The sequence below is a fragment of the Methylorubrum subtropicum genome (assembly GCF_038442325.1).
Classification (GTDB): Bacteria; Pseudomonadota; Alphaproteobacteria; order Rhizobiales; family Beijerinckiaceae; genus Methylobacterium; species Methylobacterium subtropicum.
Map to the genome: position 1 here is coordinate 107,350 of NZ_JBBXMW010000002.1, position 18,506 is coordinate 125,855.

Below are 18,506 nucleotides of genomic sequence, written 5' to 3' on the forward strand. Positions count from 1 at the left end.
TTCGTCCTTCAATCACGCCCGTAACACCAGGCGCTCGGGATTCTTTTGGGAGTTGGGCTCGGCTGCTATGCAGGACCGCCCCGCCTGAACGTCTGCGCCGAGGGACACCCGGCGCGACGGAAAGAAGGCCGAGCGAAGCACGGCCTTCCAATCGCAAATTATTTCTTCTTGCCGGCGATCGGCTTCGCCTTGCCCTTGCGGGTGCGGGCGTTGGTGTGGGTGCGCTGGCCGCGGACCGGGAGCTGCTTGCGGTGACGCAGGCCGCGGTAGCAGCCGAGGTCCATCAGGCGCTTGATGTTCATCGACACGTCGCGGCGCAGGTCGCCCTCGACCATGTAGTCGCGGTCGATGGTCTCGCGGATCTGGAGCACCTCGGCGTCGGTGAGCTGGTTCACGCGGCGCTCGGCCGGGATGCCGACCTTCTCGGTGATCTCCTCGGCCTTCTTCGGGCCGATGCCGTGGATGTACTGGAGCGCGATGACGACGCGCTTGGCGGTCGGGATGTTGACGCCTGCGATACGGGCCAAGAGAACTTCTCCATGTGGCGGGGCGGAGCCCGCCTGCGGGGATGACGGCGCGCGTCCGGTGGAGGCCGGCCCCTGCGCACCCGCCCGAAACGACAAATCGGCCCGCCAGCGACCTCAGCGAGGCGCTTTCGGACCACATCCCGTTTGGACGAAGGGGGCCCGCCTAGCGCAGGCAGACCCCCTTGTCAACGATACCATAAGGATTTGTGCGGAACGGTCTTACGAAACCGCCTTCTCGCGGAACCCGTCGAGCAGGCCCACGACCTCGCCGGTCACGGTATCGATCGGCTGCATGCCGTCGATCTTCCGCAGGAGGCCGGTGCCGGCATAGTAGTCGGACAGCGGCGCGGTCTGGGTCTTGTAGGCGTCGAGGCGGGTCTTGAAAACCTCCGGCGTGTCGTCCTTGCGCACCGGCTGGCCGCGGGCCGCGGTCTCCTCGGCGCGCTTGGCGATGCGGCCGACCAGGGCGTTCTCGTCCACCACGAACTCGACGACAGTGTCGAGCGCGATGCCCTTCTCGGCGAGCATCTTGTCCAGCGCACGCGCCTGCTCGACGGTGCGGGGGAAGCCGTCGAGGATGAAGCCGCGCTTGGCGTCGGCCTCCTCGACGCGGTCGGCGACGATGCCGACCACCACCGCGTCCGGCACGAGGCCGCCGCTCTCCATGATGGACTTGGCTTCCAGGCCGACCGGCGTACCGGCAGCGACCGCGGCACGCAGCATGTCACCCGTCGAGAGCTGCGGAATGCCGTAGCGCTCCACGATACGCTCGGACTGGGTGCCCTTTCCCGCTCCCGGCGGTCCGAGCAGGATGATCCGCATGGCGTCTCCTCGTCATCAGGGCCCGGCGCCGGGCTCGTTCTTCACTGTGGGCGCCCCTTATGGACGGGCGCCCCGATCGCATCGACGTTGATGCGAGAATTCGCGCGGCCCGTCCACCGAACCTTTTGCCGAGAGATGACGATTCAGCGACGTCGTGGCGCGCCGGCGGAGGCGCCGCGCAGCTTCGCCTTCTTCACGATGCCCTCGTACTGGTGCGCCATCAGGTGCCCGTGGATCTGGGCGACCGTGTCCATGGTGACCGAGACCACGATCAGCAGCGAGGTGCCGCCGAAGCCGAGGGCGGCCGAGGTGTAGGAGGCGACGATCTCCGGCACGAGGCAGACGAAGGTGAGGTAGGCCGCGCCGATCACGGTGATGCGGGTCAGCACCTTGTCGATGAAGGCGGCGGTGCGCTCGCCGGGGCGGATGCCGGGGATGAAGCCGCCCTGCTTCTTCAGGTTGTCGGCGGTCTCCTGCGGGTTGAAGACCACGGCCGTGTAGAAGAACGTGAAGAAGATGATCATCGCGGCGTAGGCCAGCATGTAGAGCGGCCGGCCGTGGCCGAGATAGGTCGTCAGCGTGCCCAGGATGCCGGTCGAGCCCTGGTTGGCCGAGAAGCTCGCGATCGTGGTCGGCAGCAGCAGCAGCGACGAGGCGAAGATCGGCGGGATGACGCCCGAGGTGTTGAGCTTGAGCGGCAGGAACGAGGACTGGCCCTCATACATGCGGTTGCCGACCTGGCGCTTCGGGTAGTTGATCAGGAGGCGACGCTGGGCGCGCTCCATGAACACGATGAAGTAGACGAGGCCGACCGCGGCCACGCCCGCGCCGAGCAGCACGGCGGGCGAGAGCGCACCGGTGCGGGTGAGTTCGAGCGCGCCGAAGATCGAGGCCGGCAGGTGGGCGACGATGCCGGCGAAGATGATGAGCGAGGAGCCGTTGCCGATGCCCCGCGCGGTGATCTGCTCGCCGATCCACATCAGGAACAGCGTGCCGCCGGTGAGCGTGACGACGGTGGAGAGGATGAAGAACGGACCCGGGTTGATCACCGCGTTCGAGCCCTGCAGGCCGAAGGCGATGCCCCAGGACTGGACCAGCGCCAGCACCACGGTGAGGTAGCGGGTGTACTGGTTGATGACCTTGCGGCCGGACTCGCCCTCCTTCTTCAGCGCCTCCAGGCTCGGCACCACCGAGGTGAGGAGCTGAACGATGATCGAGGCCGAGATGTAGGGCATGATGTTAAGCGCGAAGACCGCCATGCGCTCGACCGCGCCGCCCGAGAACATGTTGAACAGACCGAGCACGCCGCCCGCCTGGTTCTGGAAGTTCCGCGCGAACTGCTCCGGATCGATGCCCGGAATCGGGATGTAGGTGCCCAGCCGGAACACGATGAGCGCGCCCAGGGTGAACCAGATGCGCTTCTTGAGCTCGTCGGCCTTGGCGATGGCGCCGAAGTTCAGGTTTGCGGCGAGCTGCTCGGCGGCTGAGGCCATGTCATCAATCCCGGAGAATTGCCGTCGGGACGCGTCTGGGCGGTCCCTGAAAGCGGAAGCGGCGGCCGCGTGCGAGCACGGGCCGCCGCTTCGGCGTTGGATTTAAGGGTCGGCTCAGGCCGACGCAACCGCGTCCTTCGGCGTGCCGCGATGGGCCGCGCCCGCAGCGTAGGCCGTGGTGACCGAGCCGCCGGCCTTCTCGACGGCCTCGACGGCCGACTTGGAGGCGCGGGTGACTTCGAAGCTGAGCTTCGCCGTCAGCTCGCCGACGCCGAGCAGCTTCACGCCGTCGCGGGGGCGGGAGATGATCCCGGCCTTGATCAGCGCCTCGACCGTCACGGTGGCGTTGGCGTCGAGCCGACCCGCATCCACCGCCTGCTGGACGCGACCGAGGTTCACCTCGTTCAGGTCGTGGGCGTGGATGTTGTTGAAGCCGCGCTTCGGCAGGCGACGGTGGAGCGGCATCTGACCGCCCTCGAAGCCCTTGATGGACACGCCGGTGCGGGCCTTCTGACCCTTCACGCCGCGGCCCGCGGTCTTACCCTTACCGGAGCCGATGCCCCGGCCGACGCGCATGCGGGCCTTGGTGGCGCCCTCATTGTCGCGGATTTCGTTGAGCTTCATGGTTAAGCCCTCCTCACGCCGCGGCGTCGTCGAGGACGCGCACGAGATGCGCGACCTTGCGGATCATGCCGCGCACCGAGGGAGTGTCCTCCAGCTCGGAAACGCGGTGCAGCTTGTTCAGCTTGAGGCCGATCAGCGTCGCGCGCTGGGAGGCCTCGCGGCGGATCGGCGAACCGATCTGCTCGACGCGGACAGTCTTGGTAGCCATGCTGTCCTCCCCTTACGCCACGGCGGCTTCGGAGGTGTCGGCCGGATCCGCGTCGCGGCGGCGCGACTGGATGGCGGAGACCTTGAGACCACGACGGGCCGCGACGGCGCGCGGGCTGTCCTCGTTCTTGAGCGCGTCGAAGGTGGCGCGCACGAGGTTGTAGGGGTTCGACGAGCCGAGGCTCTTGGCCACCACGTCCTGCATGCCGAGCGTCTCGAACACGGCGCGCATCGGGCCGCCGGCGATGATGCCGGTCCCCTGCGGGGCCGCACGGAGGATCACCTTGCCGGCACCGTGACGACCGTTGACGTCGTGGTGCAGGGTGCGGCCCTCGCGAAGCGACACGCGGATCAGACCGCGCTTGGCGGCTTCCGTCGCCTTGCGGATCGCCTCCGGCACCTCACGGGCCTTGCCGTGGCCGAAGCCGACGCGGCCCTTCTGGTCGCCGACGACGACGAGCGCCGCGAAGCCGAAGCGACGGCCACCCTTCACCACCTTGGCGACGCGGTTGATGTGGACGAGCTTGTCCACGAACTCGCTGTCGCGCTCCTCGCGGTCGTCGCGGCGACGACCCTCGCGTTCACGTGCCATGCTTTTTTCCCGTTATCTCACTGGCGCGGATCGGAAAGACCCGCTCGCTCGATGATTCCCCTCCCCCTTGCGGGGAGGGGTTAGGGGTGGGGGTAGTTCAGGAGGCACCGGAGCGCCTCATCCTGATCGACCCCCGCCTCCGGCTCCTCCCCGCAAGGGGGAGGAGAGGTGCCTCAGAAGTCCAGGCCACCCTCGCGGGCGGCGTCGGCGAGAGCCTTGACGCGGCCGTGGAAGATGTAGCCCGAGCGGTCGAAGACGACCTTGGTGACGCCCGCGGCCTTGGCGCGCTCGGCGACGAGCTTGCCCACGGCCTCGGCCGCCGCCTTGTCGGCACCGGTCTTGAGGCTGGCGCGCAGGTCCTTGTCGAGGCTCGACGCGGCGGCGAGCGTGCGGCCCGCGGCGTCGTCGATGACCTGGACGTAGATCTGCTTGGACGAGCGGAACACCGACAGCCGCGGACGGCCGTTGGCGGTGGCTTTAAGGGCCCGACGGACCCGCGCCTTGCGGCGCAGGAGGGCTTCGTTCTTGTTCGACATGAATCGCCCTCCTTACTTCTTCTTGCCTTCCTTGCGGAAGATGAACTCGCCAGCGTACTTGACGCCCTTGCCCTTGTAGGGCTCGGGGCCGCGATACTCGCGAATCTCCGCCGCGACCTGACCGACGCGCTGCCGGTCGATGCCCGAGATCACGATCTCCGTGGGCTTGGGCGTCACGATGGTGATGCCGGCCGGGATCTCGTACTCGATGTCGTGGCTGTAGCCGAGCGACAGCTTGAGGGCCTTGCCGGCCATCGCCGCGCGGTAACCCACGCCGGTGATCTCCAGCTTCTTCTCGAAGCCCTTGGAGACGCCCTCGACGAGATTGGCGACCTGAGCGCGCGAGGTGCCCCACAGGGAGCGCGCGACCTTGGACTGGTCCTTGGGCTGCACCGAGACGGCGCCGTCCTTGAACTCGACGTTCACCTGGGGCGGGACGACGAACTGGAGTTCGCCCTTCGAGCCCTTCATCTTGACCGTCTGACCCGTGACCGTGGCGGTGACGCCACTGGGAACGGGGACGGGCTTCTTGCCTACGCGAGACATGGAGCTGTCCTCCGGATCAGAACACTTTGCAGAGCACTTCACCGCCGACGTTGCGCTCGCGCGCCTCGTGGTCGGCCATGACGCCCTGCGGGGTGGAGACGATGGTGACGCCGAGGCCGTCGGCGACGCGCGGCAGCTCGCCGACGGACGAGTAGACGCGGCGGCCGGGCTTCGACACGCGCTTGATCTCCCGGATGACCGGGCGACCGTCGTAGTACTTGAGTTCGATCGCGAACTCGGTGCGGCCGTTGCCGAGGTCCTGCACCGCGTAGTCGCGGATGTAGCCCTCGGACTTCAGCACGTCGAGGACCGAGGCGCGCAGGCGCGAGCCGGGGGTCTGGACGACGTTGCGACGGCGCGACTGGCCGTTGCGGATGCGGGTGAGCATGTCACCCACGGGATCGTTCACCATGGATGCCTCCCCTTACCAGCTGGACTTCACGAGACCCGGGATCAGACCCCGGTTGCCGAGATCCCGCAGGGCGACGCGCGAGACGCCGAGCTTGCGGTAATAGGCGCGCGGGCGGCCGGTCATCTCGCAGCGGTTGCGAATGCGGGTGGCCGACGAGTTGCGCGGCAGCTCGGCGAGCTTGAGGCGCGCCTCGAAGCGCTCCTCCATCTCGCGGGACTCGTCGTTGGCGATGGCAAGCAGGGCCTTGCGCTTCTCGGCGAAGCGCTTGACCAGCTCCTTGCGGTGGTTGTTCTTCTCGACTGAGCTCTTCTTAGCCATGTCTTTCTCCAGTGTCCGCGTCTAAGCGGCGTCTTGCGCCGCTTACTGCCGGAACGGGAACTTGAAGTGGGCGAGGAGCGCCTTGGCCTCTTCGTCCGTGGTGGCACTCGTCTGGACGACGATGTCCATGCCCCAGGTCTGCTCCGCCTTGTCGTAGGAGATCTCCGGGAACACGAGGTGCTCCTTGAGGCCCATGGCGTAGTTGCCGCGGCCGTCGAAGGAGCGCGGGTTCAGGCCGCGGAAGTCGCGAACGCGCGGCAGCGCGATCGTGACGAGGCGGTCCATGAACTCGTACATGCGGGCCTTGCGCAGGGTCACCTTGCAGCCGATCGGCATGCCCTCGCGGACCTTGAAGGTCGCGATCGCCTTGCGGGCGCGGGTGATGACCGGCTTCTGGCCGGCGATCAGGGCGAGGTCGCCCGCCGCCACGGTGGCCTTCTTGGAATCGGCGGTGGACTCGCCGACGCCCATGTTGATGACGATCTTCTCGATCTGCGGCACCTGCATCGGGTTCTTGTACCCGAACTGCTCGATGAGCTTCTGCCGGACGACCTCGTCGTAGTGCTTGCGCAGACGCGGGACGTAGGCGTTCTTGTCGGCCTCAGCCATCGATCTGATCCCCCGTCGTCTTGGCGAAGCGGACCTTGCGGCCGTCATCGAGGATGCGGAAACCCACGCGGGTCGGCTTGCCGTTGGCGTCCTGGACCGCGATGTTCGAGAGTTGGATGGCGGCCTCCTTGGAGATGATGCCGCCTTCCTGGGTCTGGCTCTGCTTCTGGTGCTTCTTCACGAGGTTGACCCCGCGCACGAAGGCCTTGCCCTCCTTCGGCAGCACCTGGATGACCTCGCCGGAGCGACCCGAGTCGCGGCCGGTGAGGACGACGACCGTGTCGCCCTTCTTGATCTTGGCAGCCATCACAGCACCTCAGGAGCGAGCGAGATGATCTTCATGTGGTTGCGGGCGCGCAGCTCGCGCGGCACCGGCCCGAAGATGCGGGTGCCGACCGGCTCCTTCTGATTGTTGATCAGGACGGCGGCATTCTTGTCGAAGCGGATGACGGAGCCGTCGGCGCGCTTCACGTCCTTGGCGGTTCGCACGACGACCGCCTTCATGACGTCGCCCTTCTTCACGCGGCCGCGCGGGATCGCCTCCTTGACGGAGACGACGATGATGTCGCCGACGCCGGCATACTTGCGCTTGGAGCCGCCGAGCACCTTGATGCACATCACGCGGCGCGCACCCGAATTGTCGGCGACGTCCAGATTCGTCTGCATCTGGATCACGGGAGTGACCTTTCCTTGTTTCAGGCGGGTTTCCGCACGCGGACGGTATTGCCCGGCGGACGACGCCTGATGGGGATCTGACGTCCCCGGATGTAACGAACCGCGCCACGGCGTCGTTAAAACGCCGGCGCGGTCACCGCGTGTGCAAGGGTGAGAAAACCCCGGCCGAATGTCGCGAAGACCGGCCGCTTACACCGGTCTGAGGGGGAGCGCAAGGCGGGACGCGCAGATCACGCCGCCGTTTCGCGCGACCTCGGGCGTCCCGCGCCGTCATTGCGAGGCGAAGCCGAAACAATCCAGGGCTCCGCATTGGCCGGAGGGGTGCGACGCAGCCGATCAGCGTGACAAGGCTCGAACGTTTCCGCCCTTTCCGGCAGCGTGGCGCCCTGGATTGCTTCGGCTCCGCCTCGCAATGACGATGCGGGTCGAAGATTCGGAGCGATCAACCGGATATGCGCCTCGTCGGCCTGACGCGTTGGCAATCGGACCCGCTGGGCGCATAGTCCCGGCATGTCCGGCCGAAGCCACACCATCAGGCGAGACGGGTCTTGGCCCGAGCGACGCTCGGCGCCACCGGCGGCGTTCCGTGAACTCGACCGCGTCCGCACGCTGGAAGTCGTCGCGGGCGAGGACGGCGAGACCATACCCGTGGGCAGCGAAGGGACCGTCGTCGCCGTCTGGAACGGCGGCGAGGCCTTCGACGTCGAGTTCATGCGGCCGGTCGAGACCCTGGCGGCGATCCTGCCGACGGCGTTGCAGTTGGTCGAGCGCAAAGACGGGTGATCGGGCCGGCGCCGATCCCGACGCGGTTCGTGATCGAGGACGCCAAGGTCCGCGCGTATCTCCTCGACCCGAGTCACGTGGAGGGCGGCGCCAAATGCGCCTTCCTCGTCAGCGTCGGCTTCTCCATCGACGATCCGGAGCCCCTGAAGCAGGCGCTCCTGCGTCATCCAACGTCTGATGGCCTGATACGCACCGTCGTCACGCCGTTCGGGCGCCGGTTTCACTTCGACGGCCCCCTCCCCTGCCCCGGCGGAGCTTTTGCGAATGTCCGGACCGTCTGGCAGGTGGACCGCGACCCGTCGGCGGACATCGCCCGGTTCATCACGCTCAAGCCGCTGCCGAAGCCCACTCGATGACGGAGTTCGAACCGGCATGCCGCGCCGCCGAGGGCGCGAGGAACAGGTCCGCCGAGACGCAAAGAACAAACGAAAAAGGCGGGCGCCGCAGCACCCGCCTCTCACGATTCCAAAAACCCGGCGAAGCCTATCAAGCCTCGACAGTGGCCTCGACGCCGGTGCCGGAGGCTTCGGCCGCGGCGGCCTGGTCCTCGACCAGCTTCCAGGTCTTGGTCTTGGAGTAGGGCCGCGACTCCTCGATGAACACCGTCTGGCCGACCTTGGCGACGTTCGCCTCGTCGTGCGCGTGGTAGTTCTTGGAGCGGCGGACCGTCTTCTTCATCACCGGGTGGGTGAAGCGGCGCTCCACCTTGACGACGATGGTCTTGTCGGTCTTGTCGCTGACGACGACGCCTTGCAGGACGCGCTTGGGCATGGTCGTAACTCCTCAGGCCTTGGCCGCGTCGAGCGTCTTCTGACGCTGCAGCGTGCGGACGCGGGCGATGTCGCGGCGGACCTCACGGACCCGGGCGACGTTTTCGAGCTGGCCCGTCGCGCCCTGGAAGCGCAGGTTGAACTGCTCCTTCTTCAGGTTGACGAGCTCGTCGGAAAGCTGATCCGCCGACAGAGCGCGCAGATCAGACAGTCTCTGATCGGACTTCATGATCTTCCTTCCTTCAGTCGGCGATGCGCTGGATCACGCGGGTGCGCACCGGCAGCTTGGCCGCGCCGAGACGCAGGGCCTCGCGGGCGATGTCCTCGGCGACGCCGTCGACCTCGAACATGATGCGGCCCGGATGGACACGCGCCGCCCAGTATTCGGGGGCGCCCTTACCAGAGCCCATGCGGACCTCGGTGGGCTTGGCGGTGACGGGCAGATCCGGGAAGACCCGGATCCACACGCGGCCCTGACGCTTCATCTCGCGGGTGATCGCGCGGCGAGCCGCCTCGATCTGGCGCGCGGTGATGCGCTCGGGCTCAAGGCACTTGAGCCCGAACTGGCCGAAGTTCAGCTCGAAGCCGCCCTTGGCCGCGCCGCTGATGCGCCCCTTGAACTGCTTACGGAACTTGGTCTTCTTGGGTTGCAGCATGGCAGCCTCTCAAATCCTGCGGTGGCCGGATCACGCGTTGGCGTGATCGCGGCGGCCACGGCCCCCGCGGTCGTCGCCGTCACGCTCGCGGCGCCCGCCGGAACGGCCGCCCTCTTCCTGGGCCTTCTTGTCCTGAGCCATGGGGTCGTGCTCGAGGATCTCGCCCTTGAACACCCACACCTTGATGCCGCAGGTGCCGTAGGTCGTGAAGGCCGTGGCGGTGCCGTAATCCACGTCCGCGCGCAGGGTGTGCAGCGGAACGCGGCCCTCGCGGTACCACTCGGTGCGGGCGATCTCGGCGCCGCCCAGACGGCCGGCGCAGTTGATGCGGATGCCCTCGGCGCCCAGACGCATGGCCGACTGCACGGCGCGCTTCATGGCGCGACGGAAGGCGACGCGGCGCTCGAGCTGCTGCGCGATGGATTCAGCGACGAGCGTCGCATCCACCTCGGGCTTGCGCACCTCGACGATGTTGATCGTCACGTCGGCCTTGGTCATCGTGCCGACGAGCTTGCGCAGCTTCTCGATGTCCGCGCCCTTCTTGCCGATCACCACGCCCGGACGGCCCGAGTGGATGGTGACGCGACATTTCCGGTGCGGGCGCTCGATGACGATCTTGGAGACGGCGGCCTGCTTGAGCTGCTTCATGAGCGCAGCGCGGATGGCCACGTCCTCGTGCATCAGCTTGGCGTACTCGCCCTTCTCGGCGAACCAGCGGGAATCCCAGGTCCGGTTGATGCCGAGACGCAGGCCGATCGGATTGATCTTCTGACCCATGGGTAACTCCTCAGGCCGCTTCAGCGCGCACTTCGCGAACCACGATCGTGAGGTTCGAGAAGGGCTTCAGGATGCGCGCGCCGCGACCGCGGGCACGGGCGTGGAAGCGCTTGAGCACCAGCGCCTTGCCGACGAAGGCCTGGGACACGACGAGATCGTCCACGTCGAGGTCGTGGTTGTTCTCGGCGTTGGCGATCGCGCTCTCGAGGCACTTCTTCACATCGCGGGCGATGCGCTTGCGGGAGAACTCGAGGTCGGCCAGCGCCGACTCGACCTTCTTGCCGCGGATCAGCGCCGCCACGAGGTTGAGCTTCTGGGGCGACACGCGGAGCATCCGCGCGACGGCCTTCGCCTCGTTCTCGGGGAGCGCGCGGGGGGTGGCAGCTTTGCCCATCTCAGCGCCTCTTCGCCTTCTTGTCGGCCGCGTGACCGGGGAAGGTGCGGGTCGGCGAGAACTCGCCGAACTTGTGACCGACCATCTCTTCGGTGACGTAGACCGGGATATGCTTGTGTCCGTTGTGCACCCCGAAGGTGATGCCGACGAACTGCGGGAGGATCGTGGAGCGACGGCTCCAGATCTTGACAACCTCGTTGCGGCTTCCGCCGCGCGCGGCGTCGGCCTTCTTGAGGAGGTAGCCGTCGACGAACGGCCCTTTCCAGAGGGAACGTGCCATGGCGGTTACTTCTTGCGGTTATGGCGGCTGGACAGGATGAACGTGTCGGTCCGCTTGTTGGACCGGGTCTTCTTCCCCTTGGTCGGCACGCCCCAGGGCGTGACCGGGTTCCGGCCGCCCGAGGTGCGACCCTCGCCGCCGCCGTGCGGGTGGTCGACCGGGTTCATCGCGACGCCGCGGACGTGCGGGCGCTTGCCGAGCCAGCGGTTGCGGCCGGCCTTGCCGAGCGAGATGTTCATGTGGTCCGGGTTCGACACCGCACCCACGCTCGCGAAGCACTGACCGTGCACGAGGCGCTGCTCGCCCGAGTTCAGGCGCAGCGTCACGTAGCCCTGGTCGCGGCCGACGATCTGGGCGTAGTTGCCCGCGGACCGGGCGATGGCGCCGCCCTTGCCGATCTTCAGCTCGACGTTGTGGACGATGGTGCCCACCGGCATCGAGCCGATCGGGCCGGCATTGCCCGGCTTGATGTCGACGCCCTCGCCGGCCACCACCTTGTCGCCCGGCTGCAGGCGCTGCGGAGCCAGGATGTAGCTCTGCTTGCCGTCCGGGAACGAGATGAGGGCGATGAAGGCGGTGCGGTTCGGATCGTACTCGATCCGCTCGACCGTCGCCGACACGTTCAGGTTCTCGCGACGCTTGAAGTCGACGTTGCGCAGGACCCGCTTGTGACCGCCGCCGCGGAAGCGGACGGTGATGCGACCCAGGTTGTTGCGGCCGCCCGAGGAGCTCTTGCCCTCGGTCAGCGCCTTGACCGGCTTGCCCTTGTAGAGCTCACGGCGGTCGACGAGCACGAGCTGGCGCAGGCTCGGCGTGACCGGTTTGAATGTCTTCAAGGCCATCGGCTTGATCCTAACGCTTCTCGTCTCAGAGGCCGGTCGTGACGTCGATGGTGTCACCCTCGGCGAGGGTCACGATCGCCTTCTTCACGTCCGAACGCTGCCCGCGCTGACCGCGGAAGAACTTCTTCTTGCCCTTGGTCGTGAGCGTGTTCACGCCCGTGACCTTGACGTCGAACAGACGCTCGACCGCTTCCTTGATCTGCGGCTTGGTGGCCTTCGGGGCGACCCGGAAGACGACCTTGTTCTGCTCGGTGAGGTTGGTCGCCTTCTCGGTGATGACCGGGGAGACGATGATGTCGTAGTGGCGCGGATCGGCACTCATTTGAAACGCTCCTCCAGCGCATCGACGGCCGCGCGCGTCAGGACGAGCGTGTCGCGGCGCAGGATGTCGTAGACGTTGATGCCCTGGACCGGCAGCACGTCGATCTTGGCGACCGAGCGGGCGGCGCGACCGAAGTTCTCGTCGACCTCGGGGCCGCCGATGATCAGCGCGCTCGACCAGCCGAGCTTGCCCAGACGCTCGACCATCGCCTTGGTCTTATGGTTCTCGACCTTGAGGTCGTCCACGACGATCAGGGTCGAGGTCTTGGCCTTCGACGACAGGGCGTGCTTGAGGGCGAGCGCCCGGACCTTCTTGGGAAGGTCGTGGGCGTGGTCGCGCACCACCGGACCGAAGGCCCGGCCGCCGCCGCGGAACTGCGGAGCGGAAGCGGCGCCGTGACGGGCGTTGCCGGTGCCCTTCTGCTTGTACAGCTTCTTCGAGGTGCGATCGACGTCCGAACGGTTCTTGACCGCATGGGTGCCGGCGCGCCGCTTGGCGAGCTGATAGCGCACCATCCGGTGCAGGATGTCGGCGCGCGGCTCCAGGCCGTAGATCGCCTCGTTCAGCTCGACCGAGCCGGCGGTGCCGCCGTCGAGCGTGGTGACATCGAGTTTCATCACGCGTTCTCCTCGGTTGCCGGAGCCTCGGGGGCCGCCTCGGTCTGCGAGGAACCGTTGGACGAGCCGTTCTCACGGAACTTGCCCGGCAGCGGCACCTCGGCGGGCAGCTTGCGCTTGACCGCATCGCGAACCTGAATCCAGCCGCCGGCGACGCCGGGGACGGCGCCCTCGACGAGGATCAGGCCGCGCTCCGGATCGGTGCGCACGACCTTGAGGTTCTGCGTGGTGACACGCTCGACGCCCATGTGGCCCGGCATCTTCTTGTTCTTGAAGGTCTTGCCCGGGTCCTGGCGGCCACCGGTCGAACCGATCGAGCGGTGGGAGACCGACACGCCGTGGGTGGCGCGCAGGCCGCCGAAGTTCCAGCGCTTCATGCCGCCGGCGAAGCCCTTACCCGAGCTGGTGCCCGTCACGTCGACGAACTGGCCCGGGATGAAGTGGTCGGCGGTGATCTCGGCACCCACCGGGATCAGCGCGTCCTCGGACACGCGGAATTCGGCGAGCTTCTTCTTGGGCTCGACCTTGGCGACCGCGAAGCGGCCACGCTCGGCCTGCGACACGTTCTTCACCTTGGCCTTGCCGACACCGAGCTGGAGGGCGACGTAGCCGTCCTTGTCGCTGGTGCGATGTGCCACGACCTGGCACTGATCGATTTGGAGCACGGTCACCGGGACATGCTCGCCAGCGTCCGTAAAGACGCGGGTCATGCCGACCTTCCGTGCGATGACGCCTGAGCGCATAGGTCACTCTCCTCGCGCGATGAAACGGTAAGCTCTAAGCCCCGGATGGGCTCAGAGCTTGATCTCCACGTCCACGCCAGCGGCGAGGTCGAGCTTCATCAGCGCGTCCACGGTCTGCGGCGTCGGGTCGACGATATCGAGCACCCGCTTGTGCGTGCGCATCTCGAACTGCTCGCGCGACTTCTTGTCGATGTGCGGCGAGCGATTGACCGTGAACTTCTCGATGTGGGTCGGCAGCGGGATCGGGCCCCGGATCTGCGCCCCGGTGCGACGCGCCGTGGAGACGATCTCCTTGGTCGACGCATCGAGGATGCGATGATCGAACGCCTTGAGGCGAATGCGGATGTTCTGACCGTTCATGACCTGACCTCGGCGGAAACGTTGGGAAGGGCGTGCGCGAGGGCCCGCCCCTCTTTGCGTCCCCTGTCGATGATGCCTCGAGGGGCTGTTAGTCGTTGATGGCGGCGACGACGCCGGCACCGACGGTGCGACCACCCTCGCGGATGGCGAAGCGCAGCTTCTCTTCCATGGCCACCGGCACGATCAGGACCACGTCCATCGTCACGTTGTCGCCCGGCATCACCATCTCGGTGCCCTCCGGCAGCGTGCAGATGCCGGTCACGTCCGTGGTGCGGAAGTAGAACTGCGGGCGGTAGTTGGTGAAGAACGGCGTGTGGCGACCGCCCTCCTCCTTCGTCAGGATGTAGGCCTCGGCCTTGAACTTGGCGTGCGGCTTCACCGAACCCGGCTTGCACACGACCTGGCCGCGCTCCACGTCCTCGCGCTTGGTGCCGCGCAGCAGCACGCCGACGTTGTCGCCCGCCTGGCCCTGGTCGAGCAGCTTGCGGAACATCTCGACGCCGGTGACCGTCGTCGTCGTCGTCGCGCGGATGCCGACGATCTCCACCGACTCGCCGACCTTGACGATGCCGCGCTCGACGCGACCGGTCACGACCGTACCGCGGCCCGAGATCGAGAACACGTCCTCGATCGGCATCAGGAACGGCATGTCGATCGGACGCTCCGGCTGCGGGATGTAGGCGTCGACCGTCTCCATCAGCTTCAGAACGGCATCACGGCCAATCTTCGGCTCCTTGTCCTCGAGCGCCATCAGGGCCGAGCCCTTGGTGATCGGGATGTCGTCGCCGGGGAAGTCGTACTTGGAAAGGAGCTCGCGCACCTCCAGCTCGACGAGCTCGAGGAGCTCCTCGTCATCGACCATGTCGACCTTGTTGAGGAACACCACCAGCGCCGGCACGCCGACCTGACGGGCGAGCAGGATGTGCTCGCGGGTCTGCGGCATCGGGCCGTCGGCGGCCGACACGACCAGGATCGCGCCGTCCATCTGGGCGGCGCCCGTGATCATGTTCTTCACGTAGTCGGCGTGGCCGGGGCAGTCGACGTGGGCGTAGTGGCGGTTGGTGGTCTCGTACTCGACGTGGGCGGTCGAGATCGTGATGCCGCGCGCCTTCTCCTCGGGGGCCTTGTCGATCTGGTCGTAGGCCGTGAAGGTCGCCCCGCCCGACTCCGCCAGCACCTTCGTGATCGCCGCCGTCAGCGACGTCTTGCCGTGATCGACGTGACCGATCGTGCCGATGTTGCAGTGCGGCTTCGTGCGGGAGAACTTTTCCTTGCCCATCGGGGCCTCCTCAAATGCGAATACGGTTAGGGAAGAAGAAGTGCGGTTAGGCGTGAAGCCTTAGGCGTACTTGGCGATGACCTTGTCGGCCTCACCGCGCGGCACTTCCTCGTAGTGATCGAACTGCATCGTGAAGTTGGCGCGACCCTGGGAGAAGGAGCGCAGCTGGTTCACGTAGCCGAACATGTTGGCCAGCGGCACCATCGCGTTGATGACGTTGGCGTTGCCCCGCATGTCCTGGCCCTGGATCTGGCCGCGGCGGGAATTGAGGTCGCCGATGACCGAGCCGGTGTACTCCTCGGGAGACACCACCTCGACCTTCATGACCGGCTCGAGCAGGACCGAGCCGCCCTTCTGCAGCGCCTCGCGGAAGGCGGCGCGGGATGCGATCTCGAAGGCCAGCGCCGAGGAGTCGACGTCGTGGTAGGCGCCGTCGATCAGCTCGACCTTCACGTCCACCACGGGGAAGCCCGCAAGCACGCCCGCGCCGAGGACCGAGTTGAGGCCCTTCTCGACGCCGGGGATGTACTCCTTCGGCACCGCGCCGCCGACGATCTTCGACTCGAAGGCGAAGCCGGCGCCCGGCTCGTTCGGCTCGACCACGAACTTCACCCGGGCGAACTGACCGGTACCGCCGGTCTGCTTCTTGTGGGTGTAGTCGATCTCCTGACGGCGGGTCAGCTTCTCGCGATACGCCACCTGCGGCTGGCCGATATTGGCATCGACCTTGTAGGTGCGGCGCAGGATGTCGACCTTGATGTCGAGGTGCAGCTCGCCCATCCCGCGAAGGATGGTCTGGCCGGATTCCTGATCGGTCGAGACGCGGAAGGACGGGTCCTCGGCGGCGAGCTTCGAGAGCGCGATGCCGAGCTTCTCCTGATCGGCCTTCGACTTCGGCTCGACGGCGATCTCAATGACGGGCTCGGGGAACTCCATCTTCTCGAGGATGACGGCGTCCTTCGCGTCGCACAGCGTGTCGCCGGTGCGGGTGTCCTTGAGGCCGGCCAGAGCGACGATGTCGCCCGCGAAGGCTTCCTTGACGTCCTCGCGGTTGTTGGCATGCATCAGCAGCATGCGGCCGACGCGCTCCTTCTTGTCGCGCGACGAGTTGATGACGTTGGCGCCCGACTCGACCTTGCCCGAATAGACGCGGCAGAAGGTGATCGTGCCGACGTGGGGATCGTCCATGATCTTGAAGGCGAGCATGGAGAAGGGGTCGGTGTCGAGCGGACGGCGGACCGTCTCTTCCTCGGTCTTGAAGTCGATGCCCTTGATCTCGCCGCGGTCGGCGGGGGACGGCAGGTAATCGACGACGGCGTCGAGGAGCGGCTGGACGCCCTTGTTCTTGAAGGCCGAGCCGCAGAGCACCGGGTGGAAGGCGCGCAGCTGCACGGCGCGGCGCACGAGCTTGCGCAGCGTCGCCTCGTCCGGCTCCACGCCGTCGAGGTAGGCCGTCATGGCGTCGTCGTCGAGCTCGACGCAGGCCTCGATCATCTTGGTGCGGTACTCGGCGGCCTGATCGGCGAGATCGGCCGGAATCTCCTCCTCGGAGAAGTTCGCGCCGAGCGCCTCGCCGGACCACACGATCGCCTTCATCTTGATGAGGTCGATCACGCCCTTGAAGTTCGACTCCGCGCCGATCGGCAGCTGGAGGCAGACCGGCTTGCCGGCGACGCGGCCGATGATGTCGGCGACGCACTTGAAGAAGTCGGCGCCGATCTTGTCCATCTTGTTGACGAACACGACGCGCGGCACGTCGTACTTGTCGGCCTGACGCCACACGGTCTCGGTCTGCGGCTCGACGCCCTGGTTGCCGTCGAGCACGCACACGGCGCCATCGAGCACGCGGAGCGAGCGCTCCACCTCGATGGTGAAGTCGACGTGGCCGGGGGTGTCGATGATGTTCAGGCGCTTCTCGCGCCAGAAGCACGTCGTCGCGGCGGACGTGATGGTGATGCCGCGCTCCTGCTCCTGCTCCATCCAGTCCATCGTGGCGGCGCCCTCGTGGACTTCGCCGATCTTGTGGGACTTTCCGGTGTAGTAGAGGATCCGCTCGGTCGTCGTGGTCTTGCCGGCATCGATGTGGGCCATGATGCCGAAGTTACGGTAGTCCTCGATCGCGTGCGTGCGGGGCATCGGGGTCTCTCCGGGAGAAGGGCGGACGGGGCGCGCCGCGGTCGGCGCGCCCGAAGCGAATTACCAGCGGTAGTGCGAGAAGGCGCGGTTGGCCTCGGCCATCCGGTGGGTGTCTTCGCGCTTCTTGACGGCGTTGCCGCGGTTGTTGGCGGCGTCGAGCAGCTCGGCCGACAGGCGCTCGATCATGGTGCGGTCGTTGCGGCCGCGGGCGGCCTGGATCAGCCAGCGGATGGCCAGAGCCTGACGGCGCTCGGTGCGGACTTCGACGGGGACCTGGTAGGTCGCGCCGCCGACGCGGCGGGAGCGGACTTCGATCGCCGGCGCGACGTTGTCGAGGGCGGCGCGGAACACCTCGATCGGGTTGGCGCGGGCGCGGCTCTCGACGATGTCGAAGGCGCCGTACACGATCCGCTCGGCGGTCGACTTCTTGCCCTCGTACATGATCGAATTCATGAACTTGGTCAGGACGACATCGCCGTACTTCGGATCGGGGATGATCTCGCGCTTCTCGGCAGAGTGACGACGGGACATCTTTTTCGCTCTCGAAAAATTTGACTTAAGCGCCCCACGCAGGCCGCCTTACCTCGATGAGGCGGCAACATCCTTGTGAGGCCGTGGAAAGATCGCGACCTGAAGTCCGAAAAGATTACTTCGGACGCTTTGCACCGTACTTCGAACGGCGCTGCTTGCGGTTCTTGACGCCCTGCGTGTCGAGCACGCCGCGCAGGATGTGGTAGCGCACGCCCGGAAGGTCCTTCACGCGGCCGCCGCGGATCATCACCACGGAGTGCTCCTGAAGGTTGTGGCCCTCGCCGGGGATGTAGCCGATCACCTCGAAGCCGTTGGTCAGGCGCACCTTGGCGACCTTACGAAGCGCCGAGTTCGGCTTCTTCGGGGTCGTGGTGTAGACGCGGGTGCAGACGCCGCGCTTCTGCGGGCAGGCGTTGAGCGCCGGCACCTTGTTGCGCGCCTTCTGCGCCTTGCGCGGCTGGGCGATCAGCTGGTTGATCGTCGGCATCCTGTGCCCTCTTCATCCGGCCGCGACGTGGCGGCCAAAGTCTGAACTCGATGCCCCTTGCGGGGCGCCCGTACCGCGAGCGAGCCCGCGGCAAAACGAATAGCGCCAGAGGCCGACGAGGGCCTTTGGCGATGGTGAGGCAGAGGATCACGCCGTGACGACGCGTTC

At 67.0% G+C, this 18,506-nt stretch carries 30 protein-coding genes; 2 read left to right on the plus strand and 28 right to left on the minus strand.

What is annotated here, in order from left to right; translation table 11 throughout:
• Positions 1-158: 158 nt before the first annotated feature.
• The 13 genes from rpsM to rplN form a co-directional block, all read right to left on the minus strand.
• Entirely contained in the window at positions 159-527 is a 369-nt protein-coding gene (gene rpsM / locus AAHG03_RS03270; RefSeq protein WP_056247446.1) for a 30S ribosomal protein S13, read from the minus strand.
• A gap of 219 nt (positions 528-746) precedes the next feature.
• The gene (locus tag AAHG03_RS03275; protein WP_342148754.1) at positions 747-1,349 is read right to left on the minus strand and encodes an adenylate kinase; all 603 of its coding nucleotides are present in this window, start codon (positions 1,347-1,349) and stop codon (positions 747-749) included.
• Between the two features lie 143 nt (positions 1,350-1,492).
• Positions 1,493-2,842, minus strand: coding sequence for a preprotein translocase subunit SecY (gene secY / locus AAHG03_RS03280; RefSeq protein ID WP_342148756.1), 1,350 nt, complete (start codon positions 2,840-2,842; stop codon positions 1,493-1,495).
• Between the two features lie 114 nt (positions 2,843-2,956).
• Positions 2,957-3,466, minus strand: coding sequence for a 50S ribosomal protein L15 (rplO, locus tag AAHG03_RS03285; RefSeq protein WP_342148758.1), 510 nt, complete (start codon positions 3,464-3,466; stop codon positions 2,957-2,959).
• Between the two features lie 13 nt (positions 3,467-3,479).
• Positions 3,480-3,674, minus strand: a complete 195-nt coding sequence (rpmD, locus tag AAHG03_RS03290) for a 50S ribosomal protein L30 (RefSeq protein ID WP_096485157.1) — start codon at positions 3,672-3,674, stop codon at positions 3,480-3,482.
• A 12-nt stretch (positions 3,675-3,686) separates the two neighbouring features.
• On the minus strand, positions 3,687-4,265 hold the full coding sequence (rpsE, locus tag AAHG03_RS03295; protein WP_056247436.1) for a 30S ribosomal protein S5: 579 nt from the start codon (positions 4,263-4,265) through the stop codon (positions 3,687-3,689).
• 173 nt (positions 4,266-4,438) lie between these two features.
• Complete coding sequence (gene rplR / locus AAHG03_RS03300) at positions 4,439-4,801, minus strand: 50S ribosomal protein L18 (RefSeq protein WP_091947080.1); 363 nt, start codon at positions 4,799-4,801, stop codon at positions 4,439-4,441.
• A gap of 12 nt (positions 4,802-4,813) precedes the next feature.
• The gene (rplF, locus tag AAHG03_RS03305) at positions 4,814-5,347 is read right to left on the minus strand and encodes a 50S ribosomal protein L6 (protein ID WP_342148760.1); all 534 of its coding nucleotides are present in this window, start codon (positions 5,345-5,347) and stop codon (positions 4,814-4,816) included.
• Between the two features lie 16 nt (positions 5,348-5,363).
• Positions 5,364-5,759: a 30S ribosomal protein S8 gene (gene rpsH / locus AAHG03_RS03310; protein WP_342148761.1), complete on the minus strand. Its 396-nt coding sequence runs from the start codon at positions 5,757-5,759 to the stop codon at positions 5,364-5,366.
• A gap of 12 nt (positions 5,760-5,771) precedes the next feature.
• Entirely contained in the window at positions 5,772-6,077 is a 306-nt protein-coding gene (gene rpsN, locus AAHG03_RS03315; RefSeq protein ID WP_342148763.1) for a 30S ribosomal protein S14, read from the minus strand.
• A gap of 42 nt (positions 6,078-6,119) precedes the next feature.
• Complete coding sequence (rplE, locus tag AAHG03_RS03320; RefSeq protein ID WP_056247424.1) at positions 6,120-6,686, minus strand: 50S ribosomal protein L5; 567 nt, start codon at positions 6,684-6,686, stop codon at positions 6,120-6,122.
• Positions 6,679-6,993 (minus strand): 50S ribosomal protein L24, encoded by a 315-nt coding sequence (rplX, locus tag AAHG03_RS03325; protein WP_342148766.1) that lies wholly within the window; start codon positions 6,991-6,993, stop codon positions 6,679-6,681. The genes rplE and rplX overlap by 8 nt, the downstream gene beginning before the upstream one ends.
• On the minus strand, positions 6,993-7,361 hold the full coding sequence (rplN, locus tag AAHG03_RS03330) for a 50S ribosomal protein L14 (RefSeq protein ID WP_012253654.1): 369 nt from the start codon (positions 7,359-7,361) through the stop codon (positions 6,993-6,995). Before rplN ends, rplX begins: the two co-directional genes overlap by 1 nt.
• Before the next feature lie 510 nt (positions 7,362-7,871).
• Between rplN and AAHG03_RS03335 the strand changes: the two genes are divergently transcribed.
• Positions 7,872-8,144 (plus strand): DUF4926 domain-containing protein, encoded by a 273-nt coding sequence (locus AAHG03_RS03335; protein WP_342148767.1) that lies wholly within the window; start codon positions 7,872-7,874, stop codon positions 8,142-8,144.
• On the plus strand, positions 8,141-8,500 hold the full coding sequence (locus AAHG03_RS03340; protein WP_342148768.1) for a DUF6883 domain-containing protein: 360 nt from the start codon (positions 8,141-8,143) through the stop codon (positions 8,498-8,500). The genes AAHG03_RS03335 and AAHG03_RS03340 overlap by 4 nt, the downstream gene beginning before the upstream one ends.
• A 130-nt stretch (positions 8,501-8,630) precedes the next feature.
• Here the strand turns inward: AAHG03_RS03340 and rpsQ are convergent, their stop codons facing one another.
• The 15 genes from rpsQ to rpsL all read right to left on the minus strand — a co-directional run bounded on the left by rpsQ (position 8,631) and on the right by rpsL (position 18,338).
• A complete protein-coding gene (gene rpsQ, locus AAHG03_RS03345; protein WP_342148770.1) occupies positions 8,631-8,915 on the minus strand; it encodes a 30S ribosomal protein S17 in 285 nt (94 codons plus the stop codon).
• A gap of 12 nt (positions 8,916-8,927) precedes the next feature.
• Positions 8,928-9,143: a 50S ribosomal protein L29 gene (rpmC, locus tag AAHG03_RS03350; RefSeq protein ID WP_091947101.1), complete on the minus strand. Its 216-nt coding sequence runs from the start codon at positions 9,141-9,143 to the stop codon at positions 8,928-8,930.
• Between the two features lie 13 nt (positions 9,144-9,156).
• Positions 9,157-9,570, minus strand: coding sequence for a 50S ribosomal protein L16 (rplP, locus tag AAHG03_RS03355; protein ID WP_003597105.1), 414 nt, complete (start codon positions 9,568-9,570; stop codon positions 9,157-9,159).
• Between the two features lie 30 nt (positions 9,571-9,600).
• Positions 9,601-10,347, minus strand: a complete 747-nt coding sequence (gene rpsC, locus AAHG03_RS03360; protein ID WP_017485511.1) for a 30S ribosomal protein S3 — start codon at positions 10,345-10,347, stop codon at positions 9,601-9,603.
• 10 nt (positions 10,348-10,357) lie between these two features.
• Positions 10,358-10,741: a 50S ribosomal protein L22 gene (rplV, locus tag AAHG03_RS03365; RefSeq protein WP_056247407.1), complete on the minus strand. Its 384-nt coding sequence runs from the start codon at positions 10,739-10,741 to the stop codon at positions 10,358-10,360.
• 1 nt (position 10,742) lies between these two features.
• Positions 10,743-11,021, minus strand: coding sequence for a 30S ribosomal protein S19 (rpsS, locus tag AAHG03_RS03370; RefSeq protein ID WP_003597098.1), 279 nt, complete (start codon positions 11,019-11,021; stop codon positions 10,743-10,745).
• Between the two features lie 5 nt (positions 11,022-11,026).
• Positions 11,027-11,863 (minus strand): 50S ribosomal protein L2, encoded by an 837-nt coding sequence (rplB, locus tag AAHG03_RS03375; protein ID WP_342148771.1) that lies wholly within the window; start codon positions 11,861-11,863, stop codon positions 11,027-11,029.
• Positions 11,864-11,888: 25 nt separating this feature from the next.
• A complete protein-coding gene (locus AAHG03_RS03380) occupies positions 11,889-12,185 on the minus strand; it encodes a 50S ribosomal protein L23 (RefSeq protein ID WP_003597094.1) in 297 nt (98 codons plus the stop codon).
• Positions 12,182-12,802 (minus strand): 50S ribosomal protein L4, encoded by a 621-nt coding sequence (gene rplD / locus AAHG03_RS03385; protein ID WP_342148773.1) that lies wholly within the window; start codon positions 12,800-12,802, stop codon positions 12,182-12,184. Before rplD ends, AAHG03_RS03380 begins: the two co-directional genes overlap by 4 nt.
• On the minus strand, positions 12,802-13,545 hold the full coding sequence (gene rplC, locus AAHG03_RS03390; protein ID WP_342148774.1) for a 50S ribosomal protein L3: 744 nt from the start codon (positions 13,543-13,545) through the stop codon (positions 12,802-12,804). Before rplC ends, rplD begins: the two co-directional genes overlap by 1 nt.
• A 51-nt stretch (positions 13,546-13,596) precedes the next feature.
• Entirely contained in the window at positions 13,597-13,905 is a 309-nt protein-coding gene (gene rpsJ / locus AAHG03_RS03395; protein ID WP_003597088.1) for a 30S ribosomal protein S10, read from the minus strand.
• An 88-nt stretch (positions 13,906-13,993) separates the two neighbouring features.
• A complete protein-coding gene (tuf, locus tag AAHG03_RS03400) occupies positions 13,994-15,184 on the minus strand; it encodes an elongation factor Tu (protein WP_342148775.1) in 1,191 nt (396 codons plus the stop codon).
• Positions 15,185-15,244: 60 nt separating this feature from the next.
• Positions 15,245-17,320 (minus strand): elongation factor G, encoded by a 2,076-nt coding sequence (gene fusA, locus AAHG03_RS03405; protein ID WP_342148776.1) that lies wholly within the window; start codon positions 17,318-17,320, stop codon positions 15,245-15,247.
• A 60-nt stretch (positions 17,321-17,380) separates the two neighbouring features.
• Positions 17,381-17,851 carry a 30S ribosomal protein S7 gene (gene rpsG / locus AAHG03_RS03410; protein WP_342148777.1) on the minus strand — a complete coding sequence of 157 codons (471 nt, stop codon included), beginning with the start codon at positions 17,849-17,851 and terminating at the stop codon, positions 17,381-17,383.
• Positions 17,852-17,966: 115 nt separating this feature from the next.
• Complete coding sequence (rpsL, locus tag AAHG03_RS03415) at positions 17,967-18,338, minus strand: 30S ribosomal protein S12 (protein ID WP_004447775.1); 372 nt, start codon at positions 18,336-18,338, stop codon at positions 17,967-17,969.
• Between the last annotated feature and the right edge of the window lie 168 nt (positions 18,339-18,506).

Coding starts and splice junctions, on each gene's coding strand:
- rpsH (WP_342148761.1), bottom strand. CDS start 5,759: ATGGTGAACGATCCCGTGGGTGACATGCTCACCCGCATCCGCAACGGC.
- rpsQ (WP_342148770.1), bottom strand. CDS start 8,915: ATGCCCAAGCGCGTCCTGCAAGGCGTCGTCGTCAGCGACAAGACCGAC.
- rplX (WP_342148766.1), bottom strand. CDS start 6,993: ATGGCTGCCAAGATCAAGAAGGGCGACACGGTCGTCGTCCTCACCGGC.
- tuf (WP_342148775.1), bottom strand. CDS start 15,184: ATGGGCAAGGAAAAGTTCTCCCGCACGAAGCCGCACTGCAACATCGGC.
- rplB (WP_342148771.1), bottom strand. CDS start 11,863: ATGGCCTTGAAGACATTCAAACCGGTCACGCCGAGCCTGCGCCAGCTC.
- rplD (WP_342148773.1), bottom strand. CDS start 12,802: ATGAAACTCGATGTCACCACGCTCGACGGCGGCACCGCCGGCTCGGTC.
- rplC (WP_342148774.1), bottom strand. CDS start 13,545: ATGCGCTCAGGCGTCATCGCACGGAAGGTCGGCATGACCCGCGTCTTT.
- rpsS (WP_003597098.1), bottom strand. CDS start 11,021: ATGGCACGTTCCCTCTGGAAAGGGCCGTTCGTCGACGGCTACCTCCTC.
- rplF (WP_342148760.1), bottom strand. CDS start 5,347: ATGTCTCGCGTAGGCAAGAAGCCCGTCCCCGTTCCCAGTGGCGTCACC.
- rpsE (WP_056247436.1), bottom strand. CDS start 4,265: ATGGCACGTGAACGCGAGGGTCGTCGCCGCGACGACCGCGAGGAGCGC.
- AAHG03_RS03380 (WP_003597094.1), bottom strand. CDS start 12,185: ATGAGTGCCGATCCGCGCCACTACGACATCATCGTCTCCCCGGTCATC.
- rpsL (WP_004447775.1), bottom strand. CDS start 18,338: ATGCCGACGATCAACCAGCTGATCGCCCAGCCGCGCAAGGCGCAGAAG.
- secY (WP_342148756.1), bottom strand. CDS start 2,842: ATGGCCTCAGCCGCCGAGCAGCTCGCCGCAAACCTGAACTTCGGCGCC.
- rplV (WP_056247407.1), bottom strand. CDS start 10,741: ATGGGCAAAGCTGCCACCCCCCGCGCGCTCCCCGAGAACGAGGCGAAG.
- rplE (WP_056247424.1), bottom strand. CDS start 6,686: ATGGCTGAGGCCGACAAGAACGCCTACGTCCCGCGTCTGCGCAAGCAC.
- rplO (WP_342148758.1), bottom strand. CDS start 3,466: ATGAAGCTCAACGAAATCCGCGACAATGAGGGCGCCACCAAGGCCCGC.
- rplR (WP_091947080.1), bottom strand. CDS start 4,801: ATGTCGAACAAGAACGAAGCCCTCCTGCGCCGCAAGGCGCGGGTCCGT.
- rpmC (WP_091947101.1), bottom strand. CDS start 9,143: ATGAAGTCCGATCAGAGACTGTCTGATCTGCGCGCTCTGTCGGCGGAT.
- rpsG (WP_342148777.1), bottom strand. CDS start 17,851: ATGTCCCGTCGTCACTCTGCCGAGAAGCGCGAGATCATCCCCGATCCG.
- fusA (WP_342148776.1), bottom strand. CDS start 17,320: ATGCCCCGCACGCACGCGATCGAGGACTACCGTAACTTCGGCATCATG.
- rpsC (WP_017485511.1), bottom strand. CDS start 10,347: ATGGGTCAGAAGATCAATCCGATCGGCCTGCGTCTCGGCATCAACCGG.
- rplP (WP_003597105.1), bottom strand. CDS start 9,570: ATGCTGCAACCCAAGAAGACCAAGTTCCGTAAGCAGTTCAAGGGGCGC.
- AAHG03_RS03275 (WP_342148754.1), bottom strand. CDS start 1,349: ATGCGGATCATCCTGCTCGGACCGCCGGGAGCGGGAAAGGGCACCCAG.
- rpsJ (WP_003597088.1), bottom strand. CDS start 13,905: ATGAACGGTCAGAACATCCGCATTCGCCTCAAGGCGTTCGATCATCGC.
- rpmD (WP_096485157.1), bottom strand. CDS start 3,674: ATGGCTACCAAGACTGTCCGCGTCGAGCAGATCGGTTCGCCGATCCGC.
- AAHG03_RS03335 (WP_342148767.1), top strand. CDS start 7,872: ATGTCCGGCCGAAGCCACACCATCAGGCGAGACGGGTCTTGGCCCGAG.
- rpsN (WP_342148763.1), bottom strand. CDS start 6,077: ATGGCTAAGAAGAGCTCAGTCGAGAAGAACAACCACCGCAAGGAGCTG.